Here is a 15006-nt window from a genome sequence, read left to right on the forward strand (position 1 = left end):
CAGGTCTCCTGCCAGGGTCATTCGCGGGTGCCGGCGCACAGCACTTCGGCGCAGGCCACGACCTTGCCGTTGACCTTGGCCTCGCCGTAGTACACCGCCATGTTGCGGATCACTCGCTTGATTTCCACGTGCAGCTCCAGCACGTCGCCGGGCACCACCTGGCTGTTGAAGCGGGCGTTGTCGACCTTGACCATGTAGAACAGCTTGGACTGCGCGTCGCGGCCCATCGCCAGCTGGGTCAGGATGCCGCCGGCCTGCGCCAGCGCCTCGATGATCAGCACGCCGGGCATGATCGGCTGGCCCGGGAAATGGCCCTGGAAGTAAGGCTCGTTGATGCTGACGTTCTTGTGCGCGACGATCCGGCGGTTCTCGAAATCCAGCGAGACCACCTTGTCCACCAGCAGGAACGGGTAGCGGTGCGGGAGCAGTGCGCGGATCTGGTTGATGTCCGGCAGGGTGGCGTCCGGCAGGGGCTGATCGTGGCTCATTCCTTCTCCTTGCTGACAGACAGGATGCGACGGGCCAGGGCATCGAGCTGTTTGAAGCGCGCGGCGTTCTTGCGCCACGTGCGGTTGTCGGTCAATGGGGTGCCGGACGAGTACTCGCCCGGCTCGTGGATGGAGTTGCGCACGACCGACTTGCCGGTGACCACGACCTTGTCGCAGATCTCCAGGTGGCCGACCACGCCGACCGCGCCGCCGAGCATCACGTAGCGGCCGATCTTGGCGCTGCCGGCGATGCCGGTGCAGCCGGCGATGGCGCTGTGCGCGCCGATGTGCACGTTGTGCGCGACCTGCACCAGGTTGTCCAGGCGCACGTCTTCTTCGAGGGTGGTGTCTTCCAGCGCGCCGCGGTCCACGCAGGTGTTGGCGCCGATCTCGCAATCGTCACCGATGCGGACGCCGCCGAGCTGCGGCACCTTGATCCAGCGGCCGGCGTCCATCGCCAGGCCGAAGCCGTCGGCGCCGAGCACCGCGCCGGGATGCACGCGCACGCGCTGGCCCAGACGCACCCGGGTGACCAGGGTGACGCGGGCGATCAGTTCGCTGCCGGCGCCGACCTGGCAGTCTTCGCCGATCACGCAGCCGGGGCCGATCACGCAGCCCTCGCCGATGACGCTGCGCGCGCCGATGCTGACGAACGCGCCGATGTGCGCGCTGGCCGCGACCTGCGCACTGGGATCGATGCTGGCGCTGGGATGGATGCCGGGCGGTCGCAGCGGGGCCACGTCGAACAGCGCGGCGATCTTGGCGAAGGCGACGTACGGATCGCGCGCGATCAGTGCGGTCCCCGGCGCCGCCTCGGCGTCGTCGGCACGCAGCACCACGATCGCCGCCGTGCTGTCGGCCAGTTGCGCACGATAGCGGGGATTGGCCAGGAAGCTCAGCTGTCCCGGGCCGGCCTGCGCCAGCGTGGCCACGCCGCGCACCGCGACGCTGCCGTCGCCATGCACCTGCAGGCCGAAACGCTCGGCGATCTCGTCAGCGGTATAGGTCGAAGTATTCACCGGGAGATTCTACCGTGTGCCACCAGCACGGTCATACGTACGCCCGCGTAGGGCGTGGGACCCGCTCGCGTACACCAAGCCGAATAGGCTCGATCACCTGCAAGCCACGATCGACCGACTCGAGCAAAGCCCCCTTTGGTAAAGGGGGCGCGCCGAAGGCGGGGGGATTCGGAAGGCGATGAGCCGGGGCCCGCGATTCGCAGTGCGAATCGTGGGGCGTCAGCGCGAATGCGGTGGCGCGCTCCCCCCTTTGGTAAAGGGGGCGCGCCGAAGGCGCGGGGATTCGGAGAGTGATGAGCCGGGGCCCGCGATTCGCAATGCGAATCGTGGGGCGTCAGCGCGAATGCGGTGACGCGCTCGGGGCGCGCTGAAGGCGCCGGGATTAGGTAAGCCAAGCCCCAGCAGGTTTTCGCTTCGCGAAAACCTGGCTGCCAGGGCGCAGCCCTGGCAGCGGGTGGGCAGTTCTTTTAGAACTGCCCACCAAAGGTGAACTGCAGGCGCTCGATTTCGTCGTTGTCTTCCTTCTTCAACGGAATCGCATAGCTGATCGAGATCGGGCCGACCGGGGCCCGCCACAGCAGGGCGATACCGGTGGAGGCGCGCAACTGGTTGGACTTGAAGTTGTCCACGCCATTGAACACGTTGCCGACGTCCACGAACGCCGAAATGCGCGCCGACGGGCTGTCGAACAGCTTCGGGAAGTACATTTCCGCCGAGCCCACGGTCTTGAACGAGCCGCCCAGCGGCTGGCCGCGGCGGTACGAGGCGGTGGCCTCCGAGCGCGGGCCGAGGGTGTTGTCCTCGAAGCCGCGGACCGAGTTGGTGCCGCCGGCGTAGAAGTTCTCGTAGAACGGCAGGCCCGAGGCGGTGACGCTGCGGATCAGGTTGGAGCCGTTGCAGGCCTGCGGGTTGTAGGTCGTCGTGCCTTGCGCATCGCTGGTGTAGGTGCCGCAGATGTCGCGCGACACGTCGCTGCCGTAGCTGTCGCCGTAGCCGAACTCCGCGCGGGTGTTGAGCACCAGCGCCGGCGAGATCGGCCAGTACTTGGAGATCTGGTAGTTGAGCTTCCAGTACTCCACGGTCGAACCGGGCAGGGTGGCTTCCAGGCCCACACGCTGGTACATGCCGCGGGTGGGCATGAAGTAGTCGTTGCGGGTGTCGCGCGCCCAGCCGAGCTCGCTGCGCCAGGCGTGGAAGGTCTTGGTCCCGATCGCGTCGATGTAGTTGATGATCGCCTGCGGGGTGAAGCCCGGATAGGTGGTGATCTGGTTGCTGTCCACGCCGAACATCAGCGAGACGCTGTCGGTCTCGGTGATCGGCACGCCGAAGATCACCTGCGCCGCGCCATTGGTGCTGTTGTACTGCGCGGTGCCGAAGTCGGAGTAGTCCAGCTTGCGCCACGACAGGTTGTAGCCCAGCGAGACGCCGTCGTCGGTGAAGAACGGGTTGGTGTAGGAGAACGCGTAGCGCTCCTGGTAGCTGCTGCGCGAGGCGTCCACCGCGACGCGGTTTCCGCCGCCGAGGAAGTTGTTCTGCGACAGCTGCACCGAGGTGGTGACGCCGTAGGTCTGCGAATAGCCCAGGCCGAAGGTGAAGCTGCCCGAGGTGGTTTCCTTGACGTTGTAGACCACGTCGACCTTGTCGTTGCTGCCCGGCACCGGCGGGGTTTCCACGTCCACCGACTCGAAATAACCCAGGCGCTGCAGGCGGATCTTGGAGCGGTCGATCGCCGCCTGCGAGTACCAGGTGTCCTCGAACTGGCGCATTTCGCGGCGCAGCACTTCGTCGGAGGTGCGGGTGTTGCCGCGGAACACGATGCGCCGCACCGACACGCGCGGGCCCGGCGTCACCTGCAGGTTCACCGCCACCGTGCGCTTCTCGCGGTCGGTGGTCGGGATCGGGGTGACCTTGGCGAAGGCGTAGCCGATGTTGCTCAGGGTGTTGGTGATGGCGTCGGAGCTGTATTCCAGCAGCGCGCGCGAGAAGGTGTCGCCGGCCTTGGGGATCACCAGCTTCTCGATCTCTTCCTGCGGCAGGATGGTGTCGCCGGTGACCTTGATGTCGGAAATTTTGTACTGCTCGCCTTCGGTGATGCCGGCGGTCAGGTACATGTCGCGCTTGTCGGGGCTGATCGCCACCTGGGTGGAGTCGACGCTGAAGTCGACGTAGCCGCGGTCCAAGTACCAGGAGTTGAGCTTCTCCAGGTCGCCGGACAGCTTTTCCTTGGAGTACTGGTCGTCGCGGCGGTACCAGGACAGCCAGTTGTGCTCGCGCGACTCCCAGTTCTCCAGGATGTCCTTGTTGAGGAATTTCTCGGTGCCGATCAGGTTGACGTGGCGGATCTTGGCCGCCTTGCCTTCCTTGATCGCGATGGCCACGTCGACGCGGTTGCGGTCCAGCGGGCTCACCGTCGGGGTGATCTCGACGTTGTACTTGCCGCGGTTGTTGTACTGGCGGGTCAGCTCCTGGGTCACCCGGTCCAGGCTCAGCCGGTCGAAGGTGCCGCCTTCGCTGAGGCCGATGTCGGACAGGCCCTTGAGCAGTTCCTCGCTCTTGATGTCCTTGTTGCCGGTGACGGTCAGCTTGTTGATCGCCGGACGCTCCTTGACCGTGACCACCAGGATGTTGCCCTGGCGGTCGACGCGCACGTCCTCGAAGAAGCCGGTGCGGTAAAGGGCACGGATCGCCTCGGCGACCTTGGCCTCGTCCACGGTGTCGCCGCGTTCCACCGGCAGGTAGGTGAACACGGTGCCGGACGAAATGCGTTGCAGCCCGTCGACGCGGATGTCGCTGGCGGTGAAGGGCTCCGCTACCTGGGCCAGGGCCGGCAGGCTGAGGCTGGCGGCGAGGGCGAGGGCAAGCAGGCGGCGAGTGGGAAATCTCGTCATGTCACGTCCGGTAGAGGTCGATATCGTTGTTGCATGGGCGCCGGCGCAAGACGACAGCGGGTCGAGTGGATCGGCGCGGGTCATCGCAGGGCCTGGCCGAAAAGGTCGTTGTAGAACGCCAACCCCATCAGTCCTGCCAGCAACGTCAGGCCCACGAATTGCCCCGCCGCCATGGCGCGCTCGCTCAGCGGGCTGCCCTTGACCAACTCGATAAGGTAATACAGCAAGTGCCCGCCGTCCAAGATCGGGATCGGCAGCAGGTTCATGATCGCCAGGCTCAGCGACAGCAGCGCCAGGAAATTCAGGAACCAGTCCGGGCCCTGCTTGGCCGAGACGTTGGCGACCTTGGCGATGGTGATCGGGCCGGACACGTTCTTCAGCGAGGCCTCGCCGGTCAGCATGCGGCGCAGGATGCCGAGCGTGTCGCCGGCCAGCCGGCCGGTCTCGCGGAAGGCGACCGGGATCGCCGCCAGCGGGCCGTAGCGCAGGGTGGCGTCGTAGGCCGGGCGGCGCTGCTCGCCGATGGCCACGCCCAGCGTCCAGCGCGGCGCGCCGGGGCCGGCGGCCTGCTTGAGATGGACGTCCAGGGCCAGGCGCTCGCCGTTGCGCTCGACCTCGATCAGGCCGTTGCCGCCGCCGCGGCCCAGGGCCTGCACCTGCGTTGCGACCTGGTCGGCGCTGGTGATCGGGGTGCCGTCCACCGCCAGCACGCGGTCGCCGGGGCGCAGCACGCCGTCGGCGGCCGAGCCGGCGGTGACGTTGGCGATGACTGCCGGCTGCAGGGTAAAGCGCCAGGTCAGGCCGGCCAGGGCCGGCACCTGCTGCTCGTCGAAGCCGACCGGCAGCTGCGACAGGCGCAGGGTCCGGGTATGGCTGGCGCCGTCCTGCGCGTCCTCGGTCTGCACCGGCACGTCCTCGCGGTCCATGGCGGCGACGGTCAACTGCATGGCGGCCTCGCTCCAGGTGGCGACGTCGCGGTCGCCGACGCGGACGATGCGCTCGCCGGGCTGGAATCCGGCCTGCTGCGCCAGGCCCTCGGCGCGGCCGACGATGGGCGCGTAATCCTGCTTGCCGATCACGAACATCGCCCAGAGGAACGCCACGCACAGGATCAGGTTGGCGATCGGGCCGGCGGCGACGATGGCGATGCGCTGCCACACGCTCTTGTTGTTGAAGGCCTGCGCACGCTCGGCCGGGGCCACCTCGCCCTCGCGTTCGTCGAGCATCTTCACATAGCCGCCGAGCGGAATCGCGGCGATCGCGAACTCGGTGCCGTGGCGGTCGTAGCGCGACCACAGCGGCTTGCCGAAGCCCACCGAGAAGCGCAGCACCTTGACCCCGCAGCGGCGGGCGACCCAGAAATGGCCGAACTCGTGGAAGGTCACCAGGATGCCCAGGCTGACCAGCATCCACCAGATGGAGCCGACGACATTACCCATGCGCGTGACTCATGGCGGCGTGGGGATCAAGCATGGGCGAAGTGGCGGGCAATGGCGAGTTCGGTGATCTTGCGCGAGTGCGCATCCGCCGCCAGCAATGCGTCCAGGGAATCGGCCGCGACCGCAGGCAGCTCGGTCAGGGCGTTCTCGACCAGCGCAGGAATCGATAGGAAACCGATCCGGCCCTGAAGAAAGGCTGAAACAGCCACTTCGTTGGCCGCATTCAGGATCGCCGGGGCGCTGCCGCCGGCCTGCATCGCGCGCCAGGCCAGGCCCAGGCAGGGGAAAGCGTCCAGGTCCGGCGCCTCGAAATCCAGCCGGCCCTGCGTCAGCAGGTCCAGCCCGGCGACCCCGGAGGCGATGCGGTCCGGCCAGCCCAGGCCCACCGCCAGGGTGGTGCGCATGTCCGGCAGGCCCATCTGCGCCAGGGTCGAACCGTCGATGAACTCGACCAGCGAATGCACCAGGCTCTGCGGGTGCACCAGCACCTCGATGCGCTCGGGCGCCAGCGCGAACAGGTGGTGGGCCTCGATCACCTCCAGGCCCTTGTTCATCAACGTCGCCGAATCGACGGAGATCTTCGGCCCCATCGACCACTTCGGGTGCGCCACGGCCTGCGCCGGGGTCACCGCCTGCAGGCGCGCGCGGTCCCAGCCGCGGAACGGGCCGCCGGAGGCGGTCAGCAGCACCCGCCGCACCTCGGCACCGGTCTGGCGCGAGCGCAGGCACTGGAAGATGGCGTTGTGCTCGCTGTCGATCGGGATGATCTCGGCGCCGGCCGCGGCCGCCGCGGCGGTGACCAGTTCGCCGGCCAGCACCAGCGCTTCCTTGTTGGCCAGCAGCAGACGCTTGCCGGCGCGGGCCGCGGCCAGGGTCGAGGCCAGGCCGGCCGCGCCGACGATGGCGGCGACCACGCTGTCGCAGGCGTCGCTGGCCACCAGTTGGTCCAGTGCGGCGTCGCCGGCATGCGCCTGGGTCGACAGCCCGGCCGCGCGCAGGCCGTCGCGCAGCGCCGGGTACAGCGCCGGATCGGCGATCACCGCATGCGCGGGACGGTGCGTGGCGCACAGCGCCAGCAGCGCGTCGACGTTGCGCCCGGCGGCCAGTACGCCGGCGCGCAGGCGCTGCGGATGGCGCGCGATCACGTCCAGCGCCGAGGCGCCGATCGAGCCGGTGGCGCCGAGCACGGCGATGGTGCGGACCGCTGGGGTCTTGCTGCGTTGCGTGTTCACTGGCTCAGAACCCGAAGATGTCCTTGCCCAGCGCGAAGATCGGCAGCGCCGCCAGCACGCCGTCGATCCGGTCCAGCACGCCGCCGTGACCGGGAATCACGTTGCCCGAGTCCTTGGCGCCGACGTGGCGCTTGAGCAGGCTCTCGAACAGGTCGCCGACCACCGAGGCCAGCACGCTGACCGCGGCCACGATCAGCAGCCCGGGCAGGTGCGGCAGGGTCACCCCGGCCAGCCAGCCGAAACCGGCGGCCACGATCAGGCCGGCCAGCAGGCCGCCGACCAGGCCTTCCACGGTCTTGTTGGGGCTGATCCGCGGCGCCAGCTTGTGCTTGCCGAACTGGCGGCCGGCGAAATACGCGCCGGAATCGGCGGCCCACACCGTCGCCAGCGCGGTCAGCAGCCAGCGGTGGCCGTTGGGCTCGCTGGCGTGGATCAGGCCCAGCGCGGCCCAGGCCGGTACGATCGCCAGGGTGCCGGCGGCGAGCTTGAACACCCGCGCGTAGGTGGCGTGGTCGGAGCCGAAGCGGTAGAAGCCCAGCCACAGCAAGGCCACGCACCACCAGCCGGCGCCGATCAGGGTGGTCAGCTGGAACAGCACCAGGGAGCCGGCCGAGGCCCACACCAGCAGCACCATCAGCAGCAGGTTGAGCATCAGCAGGATGGTGCGCGGCAGGGTGTCGTCGACCTCGGCCAGCTTCAGCCATTCCCACAGGCCGATCAGGAAGATCAGGGCGGCCAGCGCGACCAGCCACTGGGTCGGCAGCAGCAGGATGGCGCAGATGGCCAGCGGGGCCATGATCAGCGCGGCGATGACGCGGGTACGGGTCATGCGGAAACGTTCTCCGTCGCCGCTTCGGCGACCTGCGCGCTGGTGAGGCCGAAACGTCGCTCGCGGCGGGCGTAGTCGTCCAGGGCTTGTTGCAGCACCTCGGGGCCGAACTCGGGCCAGAGGGTCTCGGTGAACCACAGTTCGGTATAGGCCAGCTGCCACAGCAGGAAGTTGCTGATGCGCAGGTCGCCGCCGGTGCGGATGAACAGGTCCGGCGGCGGCAGGTCGGCCAGCGCCATGCGCGCCGACAGCGCGTCCTCGTCGATCTGCTCCGGGCGCAGGCGTCCGGCGGCGACGTCCTCGGCCAGCGCGCGCGCGGCCAGGGCGATGTCCTGGCGGCCGCCGTAGCTGGCGGCGATCGACAGGTGCAGCGCCTGGTTGTCGCGGGTGCGCGCCTCGGCCTGGGCCATGCGCTCGCACAGCGACGGCGCGAAGCGCGCGCGGTCGCCGATGAAGCGCACGCGCACGCCGCGCCGCTGCAGTTCCTCGACCTCGCGGTCGAGCGCGTGCAGGAACAGCTTCATCAGCGCGTCCACTTCCTCCTGCGGGCGCCCCCAGTTCTCGCTGGAAAAGGCGAACAGGGTCAGCGCGCCGATGCCGCGCTCCAGGCAGAAGTCGATGGTGCGGTTGACCGCACGCGCGCCGGCGCGGTGGCCGATCACGCGCGGCCGGCGGCGGCGCTGCGCCCAGCGGCCGTTGCCATCCATGATGATGGCCAGGTGGCGGGGCAGGGACATGGGGATGGGGTCGGAAGGCATGGCCGGCAGGCGCAGGCTCAGACCGCCATCAGTTCCTGTTCCTTGCCCTTGACCACGTCGTCCACGTCCTTGATCGCCTTGTCGGTCAGCTTCTGGATGTCGTCCTCGCTGGCGCGGGCCTCGTCCTCGGTGACCTTCTTGTCCTTCAGCAGATCCTTGACCTGCTGGTTGGCGTCGCGACGGATGTTGCGGATCGCGACCTTGGTGTCCTCGCCTTCGCCGTGCACGACCTTGGACAGCTCGCGGCGGCGCTCCTCGGTGAGCGCGGGCAGGTTGAGGCGGATGGTGGTGCCGGCGGTGTTCGGGGTCAGGCCCAGGTCCGAGGCCAGGATCGCCTTCTCGACCGCACCGACCATCTGCTTTTCCCACGGGGTGATGGTCAGCGAGCGGGCGTCGGCGACGGCCACGCTGGCGACCTGGCTCAGCGGCATGTCCGAGCCGTAGTAGTTGACCTTCAGGTGCTCGACCAAGGCGGTCGACGCGCGGCCGGTGCGCACCTTGATGAGCGCATGACGCAGCGCGTCGATGCTCTTGGCCATGCGGGTCTGTGCGTCTTGCTTGATTTCGTTGAGCATCGCCGGTGTCCGTGCTGAATCTGAATCGGACGATTATAGCCTGCCGGGAGTAGGGAATCGGGAATGGGGAATGGCAAGGGCGGATTCCGGCGCGCCCAACTGAACGCCAATGTGGCGGGGGATCGTGGCCAGCGCCAATGCTGCAGTGCGCAACGCTCTGCGATTCCCCACTCCCGATTCCCTATTCCCGCGGCGTCAGCCCCTTCCCTTCACCAACGTGCCGATCTCGGCGCCGCGCAGGATCTTCAGCAGTTCGCCGGGTTGGCCCATGTTGAAGATGCGCAGCGGCAGGTCGCTGTCGCGGGCCAGGGCGAAGGCGGCGGTGTCCATCACTTCCAGGTTGCGGGCGATGACCTCGTCGTAGGTCAGGCTGTCGAAGCGTACGGCGTCGGCGTGCTTCTTCGGGTCCTTGTCGTACACGCCGTCGACCTTGGTCGCCTTCAGCAGCAGGTCGGCACCGATCTCGATCGCGCGCAGCGCGGCGCCGGAGTCGGTGGTGAAGAAGGGGTTGCCGGTGCCCGCGGCGAAGATCGCGATGCGGCCCTTTTCCAGGTGGCGGATCGCACGGCGGCGGATGAAGTCCTCGCACACGTCGTTGATCTTGATCGCGCTCATCACCCGCACCTTGGCGCCGAGCTTCTCCAGCGCGTCCTGCATCGCCAGCGCGTTGATGACGGTGGCGAGCATGCCCATGTGGTCGCCGGTGACCCGGTCCATGCCGTTGGCGGCCAGACCGGCGCCGCGGAAGATGTTGCCGCCGCCGATCACCAGCGCCACTTCCGCGCCGGCCTGCTGCGCCTCGATCACCTCATGGGCGAGGCGATTGATGATCTTCGGGTCGATGCCGTAGTCCCCGTCTCCCATCAGCGCTTCGCCGGACAGTTTCAACAGGATACGGCGATAGGCGAGCTGGGACATGGCGACCTCGTTGGGGGATGACGGGCAAACCACACGATTTTAGCCGATGCGCGCCAGCGCGTCTGTGCCGCCGGCGATGCTTCAGCGTTGCGCCTCGCCGGACGAACGCGCGGTGACGCGATTGCGACCGCCGTGCTTGGCGCTGTACAGCATGTCGTCGGCCGCCTGCAGCAGTTCCTGCGCGCTGTTGAAACGCTCGCGGCCGCCCTGGGTGGCCACGCCCGCGGAGAAGCTGATGTGCAGCGGCCCCTGCTTGGTGTCGGCCATCGGCCGCTGCGCGATCTCGGCGAGGATGCGCCGCATCACGCCCAGCGCGGCCTCTTCGCCGGTGTTGGGCAACAGCACCAGGAATTCCTCGCCGCCGAAGCGCGCCACGGTGTCGCTGGCGCGCAGCATCGGCTGCAGGGTCTGCGCGAATGCGCGCAGGACCTGGTCGCCGACCAGGTGCCCGTGCGCGTCGTTGATCTTCTTGAAATCGTCCAGATCGATGAAGGCCACCGACAGCGGCCAGTCGTGGCGATTGGCCAGTTCGAACTGCTGCTTGAGCAAAGTGTCCAGCTGGTGCCGGTTGAACACGCCGGTGAGGGCATCGCGGCTGGCCTGTTCCGCCAGGCGCCGTGCGTGCTGCTCGTACTCGTCGGCGCGCTGGCGCACGCGGTTGGCTTCCTGCACTTCGCGCAGGTTGCGCAGCACCATCAGCTCGCGGGCATGGCTGATGATCGCGTCGACCCGTTCCGGCTGGGCGATGCGCACGTCGAAGATCGGGCTGACCGTCGGCAGCGCCTCGGCGATGTGGCCCACCACCTCGTCGAAGCGGCGGCTGTCCAGTTGCAGGTCGCGATAGGCGCACTGCATGGCGTGGGTGCGCGCGGCTTCAGGATCGTCGCCGAGCCAGATGTCGGCGACGGCGCCGGACAGGCGCACGCAGGTGTCGAAGGGTTCGGTCGCGGCGCCGGCAGTGCCGCCGCCGCCGATACTGCGCTGCAGGTAGGCGGGCAGCTTCCATTTCTGCGCCAGCCAGGCGCCGACCTCGGCGCGGTCGGCGCCCAGGTGCTCGCGCTCCAGCGCGCTCAGCCGTTGCGGATCGCCGGCCGCCTCGTGCAGCAGGGTGGCGTACTGGTCGTGGCAGACGTGCAGCAGGGCCAGTGCGCCCATGTCCTGCAGCAGCCCGGCCAGCATCAGCTCCTCGTGCTTGCGCAACCCCGCGGCCTGGCCGAGCAGGCGGCTGGCCAGTGCCGCCAGCACGCTGCGTCGCCACAGCCGTTCCTGCGGCTCGCCGCTGCCGCCGCGCAGGCTCTGCACCATCGAGAAGCCCAGGGCCAGGCTCAGCGCGGCGTTGAGGCCAAGCATGGTCAGCGCCTGGCCCAGGTTGTCGACGCGGCGTCGGCTGGCGTACAGCGGGGAATTGGCGATGCGCAGCATGCGCGCGCTCAATGCCATGTCCATGGCGATCGCATCGGCGGTCGCGGCCAGGTCCACGTCCGCATCCTGCGCCAGTTCGATGATGCGCAAGGCAACGCCGGGGGGCGAGGGCAGGTCGCGGGAGTGACTCAGGATCGCTTCGAGTTCAGGATGCATGCACTTCCGATACGGCATGGAATGAGAGGTGGGGGAGCGGCCTGTCCCGGCCTGCGCAGCGTACACCCGTAAAAAAAAAGCCGCGACAAGCGCGGCTCTTTTCTTCCCGGGCGCGGGATCAGGCCAGGCCGGCCTGCTTCATCACTTCGGCGGCGTAGTCTTCCACCACCTTCTCGATGCCTTCGCCCACTGCCAGGCGCTGGAAGCCGACCACGTCGGCGCCGGCGGCCTTCACCGCCTGCTCCACGGTCTGGTCGGTGTTCAGCACGTAGGGCTGGCCGTACAGGGTGACCTCGTTGACGATCTTGGCGATCTTGCCGCTGATGATCTTCTCCAGGATGTCGGCCGGCTTGGCCTTGTCCTTCTCCGACATCTTGGCCAGCTCGATTTCCTTTTCCTTGGCCACGAACTCGGCCGGGACGTCGGACGCCTTGACGTGCGGCGGGTTCATCGCCGCGATGTGCATGGCGATGCCGCGGGCCAGGTCGGCGTCGCCGCCCTTGACCTCGACCAGCACGCCGATGCGGCCGCCGTGCACGTAGGCGGCGACGTTGTTGGCGCTGTCGATGCGCACCAGGCGGCGCACCTGCACGTTCTCGCCGACCTTGGCGATGACCGCGGCACGGGCTTCCTCGACGGTCTCGCCGCTGGGCAGCTTGGCGCTCTTCAGCGCTTCGACGTCGGCGGCGCCGGAGGCCAGGGCGGCCTGGACGACGGCGTCGGTGAAGGCCAGGAAGTTGTTGTCCTTGGCGACGAAGTCGGTCTCGGAGTTGATTTCGACCAGGACCGCCTTGCCGCCGTCCTGGGCCATCGCGATGCGGCCTTCGGCGGCGACGCGGTCGGCCTTCTTGTCGGCCTTGGCCAGGCCCGACTTGCGCAGCCACTCGGCGGCGTTGTCGATGTTGCCGGCGTTCTCGGTGAGTGCCTTCTTGCACTCCATCATGCCGGCGCCGGTGCGCTCGCGCAGTTCCTTGACCAGGGAAGCAGTGATTTCCACGGGATGTCCTCACGAAAGGTGGGAAAAGGCCGGCTTGCGGCCGGCCGGTAGATCTGGGAAGCGGGCGCCGCAGGCGGCGCTCGCGAAGCCGGGCGCGCCGAACGCGCCGGGCGGCGGCTGCGCATGATCGCGCAGCCGCATGGCGCGCCGGTTACTCGGCGGCGGGAGCGGTCTCTTCGGCCTTCTTGCCGTTCTTGCGCGGGCCGCGGCCCTTGTCGTCGGCGCCCTCGGCGAACTCTTCCTCGCGCACGCTGGCGGCGTTCGGCGCAGCGGCCTTGCCTTCCAGCACGGCGTCGGCGGCGGCACGGGCGTACAGCTGCACGGCGCGGATGGCGTCGTCGTTGCCCGGGATGGCGTAGTCGACCAGGTCCGGGTTGTAGTTGGTGTCGACCACCGCGATCACCGGGATGCCGAGCTTCTTGGCTTCCTTGATGGCGATGTCTTCATGGCCGATGTCAATGACGAACAGGGCGTCGGGCAGACGGTTCATTTCCTTGATGCCGCCCAGCGAGGCTTCCAGCTTGTCGCGCTCGCGGCGCAGGGTCAGCACTTCGTGCTTGACCAGCTTGTCGAAGGTGCCGTCGGTCTCGGCCGCTTCCAGCTCCTTCAGACGCGCCACCGACTGCTTGACGGTGCGGAAGTTGGTCAGCGTGCCGCCCAGCCAGCGCTGGGTCATGAACGGCTGGCCGCAACGCTCGGCTTCTTCCTTCACCGCGTCGCGGGCGCTGCGCTTGGTGCCCAGGAACAGGATGGTGCCGCGCTTCTGTGCGACGCTGGAGATGAAGTTCATCGCGTCGTTGAACAGCGGAACCGTCTTCTCGAGGTTGATGATGTGGATCTTGCCGCGCGCGCCGAAGATGTACGGCGCCATCTTGGGGTTCCAGTAGCGGGTCTGGTGGCCGAAGTGGACGCCGGCTTCCAGCATCTGACGCATGGTGACCTGAGGCATTGCAGTGACTCCTGATGGGGAACCGGCCGTGCGCGGGCAGGAATGGGTGAAGCGCGCGCATGACGGCGGCCTTGCGGGCCGCACGACGATTCCGGGGTTGGGCCTCCCTGCCGCCTCCGTGGCCGAACTCCTTGCGGAGCACCCCGGCACGGGCGATGGCGGCAGGTGTGAATTCGCCGGTGCGTCCGGCGTGGACGGTCTATCGGCCGATGACAGGCACGACGAAGCCGCGCACTATACCTGGCGGACGGCGGTGGCGCAATGCGCCGGGCGGTTCACTCGGCGGGCAGCGGCTGCAGTGGCGCCTGGTCGTCGAGCCGTGCCGCGAAGCGGCCGCCGGGCGCGGCCGCGGCGGCCGGCAGCGGCCAGCGCTTGTAGTCGCCGGCCAGGATGTAGCCGGCGAGGCTGGGGAACAGGGTCTGGGTGCGGCCGTCGGCGCCGACGAAGCTCAGGTCGCTGAGCCGGGCGTGGGCGCTGCCGCGGTTGTGCACCACCAGCTCTGGCCCGCGCGCGCCGGCGATCAGGTGGGTGCTGAGGCGCGGTGCGGCTGCCGGGTCCGCAGGGCTCAGGAACACGGGCGTGGAATAGCGCAGCAGCAACGGAGCGCCCTGCGTGGCAGGCGCGCCGGTGTCGGGTGGGGCGATGCGTTCCTCCAGCACCAGGCGGTAGGCGCCTTCGTTGGCGCTCGCAGGGCCGGTACGCACCAGCCGCAGCAGTTGCCGCCCCTGCGCGGGGATGTCGATCGATTGCGGGCTGGCGCGGACCTCGTCGGTGCTCTCCAGGTCGTCCATCCCGTCGCTCTGCCGCCAGCGGTACACCGTGACCTGCGCCTGCCAGTGGCGGTCCTGGGTATTGCTCAGCCAGATGTCGGTGCTGGTCTCGCCGGGTGCCAGTTGCACCAGGGTCGGACTGATCCGGACCCCGGCCGCGCCAGCACTGCCGGCCAGCGCCAGCAGCAGCGCCGGCAGCAGGCGCGCGCGGGCGCTGCCCATCAGAACGCGACCGTGGCGTAGCCCGCCGACGTGCGCGGCGTGATGCCGGCGGCGGGCAGGCTCAAGGCCAACGCCATGCCGGCGCCGGGCGCGGGTGTGCCGTCGATGCTGACCTGGTAGGCCAGCGGGCGGTTGCAGGCGACCGTCGGCAGTGCCCCGGGTTGCGGACGCGCCGGGGCGCCGATCTCGCAACTGCGTTCGATACGGATACCGATCCGCAACATCGCGCCGCCGGTGCCGACGGCGGGTTGCGCCGCCGCGTCGACGCCGGCCACGCACAGGCTCGCCAGCAGCAGCGGTCGCAGGAACGGCGCAGTCATCGAGCGGGACTCCGGGGAGGACAC

General features: G+C 68.9%; 14 protein-coding genes. All 14 read right to left on the reverse strand.

Annotated elements, in window-relative coordinates; genetic code table 11:
* Window positions 1-17: 17 nt before the first annotated feature.
* A complete protein-coding gene (gene fabZ, locus CEK68_RS03880) occupies window positions 18-488 on the reverse strand; it encodes a 3-hydroxyacyl-ACP dehydratase FabZ (protein WP_010344048.1) in 471 nt (156 codons plus the stop codon).
* Window positions 485-1507, reverse strand: a complete 1023-nt coding sequence (gene lpxD / locus CEK68_RS03885) for a UDP-3-O-(3-hydroxymyristoyl)glucosamine N-acyltransferase (RefSeq protein WP_152238592.1) — start codon at window positions 1505-1507, stop codon at window positions 485-487. Before lpxD ends, fabZ begins: the two co-directional genes overlap by 4 nt.
* Window positions 1508-1974: 467 nt before the next feature.
* Window positions 1975-4395 carry an outer membrane protein assembly factor BamA gene (bamA, locus tag CEK68_RS03890; RefSeq protein ID WP_017908791.1) on the reverse strand — a complete coding sequence of 807 codons (2421 nt, stop codon included), beginning with the start codon at window positions 4393-4395 and terminating at the stop codon, window positions 1975-1977.
* Between the two features lie 80 nt (window positions 4396-4475).
* Complete coding sequence (gene rseP, locus CEK68_RS03895; protein ID WP_152238593.1) at window positions 4476-5834, reverse strand: RIP metalloprotease RseP; 1359 nt, start codon at window positions 5832-5834, stop codon at window positions 4476-4478.
* A 26-nt stretch (window positions 5835-5860) separates the two neighbouring features.
* On the reverse strand, window positions 5861-7066 hold the full coding sequence (gene dxr, locus CEK68_RS03900; RefSeq protein ID WP_150408999.1) for a 1-deoxy-D-xylulose-5-phosphate reductoisomerase: 1206 nt from the start codon (window positions 7064-7066) through the stop codon (window positions 5861-5863).
* 4 nt (window positions 7067-7070) lie between these two features.
* Window positions 7071-7895 carry a phosphatidate cytidylyltransferase gene (locus CEK68_RS03905; RefSeq protein ID WP_017908843.1) on the reverse strand — a complete coding sequence of 275 codons (825 nt, stop codon included), beginning with the start codon at window positions 7893-7895 and terminating at the stop codon, window positions 7071-7073.
* The gene (uppS, locus tag CEK68_RS03910; RefSeq protein ID WP_017908842.1) at window positions 7892-8632 is read right to left on the reverse strand and encodes a polyprenyl diphosphate synthase; all 741 of its coding nucleotides are present in this window, start codon (window positions 8630-8632) and stop codon (window positions 7892-7894) included. Before uppS ends, CEK68_RS03905 begins: the two co-directional genes overlap by 4 nt.
* A gap of 38 nt (window positions 8633-8670) precedes the next feature.
* On the reverse strand, window positions 8671-9228 hold the full coding sequence (frr, locus tag CEK68_RS03915; protein ID WP_010344041.1) for a ribosome recycling factor: 558 nt from the start codon (window positions 9226-9228) through the stop codon (window positions 8671-8673).
* Window positions 9229-9423: 195 nt separating this feature from the next.
* Window positions 9424-10146 carry a UMP kinase gene (gene pyrH, locus CEK68_RS03920; RefSeq protein WP_010344040.1) on the reverse strand — a complete coding sequence of 241 codons (723 nt, stop codon included), beginning with the start codon at window positions 10144-10146 and terminating at the stop codon, window positions 9424-9426.
* 81 nt (window positions 10147-10227) lie between these two features.
* Window positions 10228-11724, reverse strand: a complete 1497-nt coding sequence (locus tag CEK68_RS03925) for a GGDEF domain-containing protein (RefSeq protein WP_152238594.1) — start codon at window positions 11722-11724, stop codon at window positions 10228-10230.
* A 118-nt stretch (window positions 11725-11842) separates the two neighbouring features.
* Window positions 11843-12721 (reverse strand): translation elongation factor Ts, encoded by an 879-nt coding sequence (gene tsf, locus CEK68_RS03930; protein ID WP_017908840.1) that lies wholly within the window; start codon window positions 12719-12721, stop codon window positions 11843-11845.
* A gap of 151 nt (window positions 12722-12872) precedes the next feature.
* Window positions 12873-13670 (reverse strand): 30S ribosomal protein S2, encoded by a 798-nt coding sequence (gene rpsB, locus CEK68_RS03935; protein WP_017911569.1) that lies wholly within the window; start codon window positions 13668-13670, stop codon window positions 12873-12875.
* Window positions 13671-13945: 275 nt separating this feature from the next.
* The gene (locus tag CEK68_RS03940; RefSeq protein WP_152238595.1) at window positions 13946-14662 is read right to left on the reverse strand and encodes a fimbria/pilus periplasmic chaperone; all 717 of its coding nucleotides are present in this window, start codon (window positions 14660-14662) and stop codon (window positions 13946-13948) included.
* The gene (locus tag CEK68_RS03945; protein WP_152237623.1) at window positions 14662-14982 is read right to left on the reverse strand and encodes a hypothetical protein; all 321 of its coding nucleotides are present in this window, start codon (window positions 14980-14982) and stop codon (window positions 14662-14664) included. The genes CEK68_RS03940 and CEK68_RS03945 overlap by 1 nt, the downstream gene beginning before the upstream one ends.
* Window positions 14983-15006: the final 24 nt, after the last annotated feature.

This window comes from Xanthomonas sp. LMG 12461, from assembly GCF_009192935.1.
Lineage (GTDB): Bacteria > Pseudomonadota > Gammaproteobacteria > Xanthomonadales > Xanthomonadaceae > Xanthomonas_A > Xanthomonas_A sontii.

What these genes read in the sequence shown, in the direction of transcription:
- fabZ (WP_010344048.1), bottom strand. Translation starts at nt 488, where the DNA reads ATGAGCCACGATCAGCCCCTGCCGGACGCCACCCTGCCGGACATCAAC.
- bamA (WP_017908791.1), bottom strand. Translation starts at nt 4,395, where the DNA reads ATGACGAGATTTCCCACTCGCCGCCTGCTTGCCCTCGCCCTCGCCGCC.
- rseP (WP_152238593.1), bottom strand. Translation starts at nt 5,834, where the DNA reads ATGGGTAATGTCGTCGGCTCCATCTGGTGGATGCTGGTCAGCCTGGGC.
- CEK68_RS03905 (WP_017908843.1), bottom strand. Translation starts at nt 7,895, where the DNA reads ATGACCCGTACCCGCGTCATCGCCGCGCTGATCATGGCCCCGCTGGCC.
- uppS (WP_017908842.1), bottom strand. Translation starts at nt 8,632, where the DNA reads ATGTCCCTGCCCCGCCACCTGGCCATCATCATGGATGGCAACGGCCGC.
- frr (WP_010344041.1), bottom strand. Translation starts at nt 9,228, where the DNA reads ATGCTCAACGAAATCAAGCAAGACGCACAGACCCGCATGGCCAAGAGC.
- pyrH (WP_010344040.1), bottom strand. Translation starts at nt 10,146, where the DNA reads ATGTCCCAGCTCGCCTATCGCCGTATCCTGTTGAAACTGTCCGGCGAA.
- CEK68_RS03925 (WP_152238594.1), bottom strand. Translation starts at nt 11,724, where the DNA reads ATGCATCCTGAACTCGAAGCGATCCTGAGTCACTCCCGCGACCTGCCC.
- rpsB (WP_017911569.1), bottom strand. Translation starts at nt 13,670, where the DNA reads ATGCCTCAGGTCACCATGCGTCAGATGCTGGAAGCCGGCGTCCACTTC.
- CEK68_RS03940 (WP_152238595.1), bottom strand. Translation starts at nt 14,662, where the DNA reads ATGGGCAGCGCCCGCGCGCGCCTGCTGCCGGCGCTGCTGCTGGCGCTG.
- CEK68_RS03945 (WP_152237623.1), bottom strand. Translation starts at nt 14,982, where the DNA reads ATGACTGCGCCGTTCCTGCGACCGCTGCTGCTGGCGAGCCTGTGCGTG.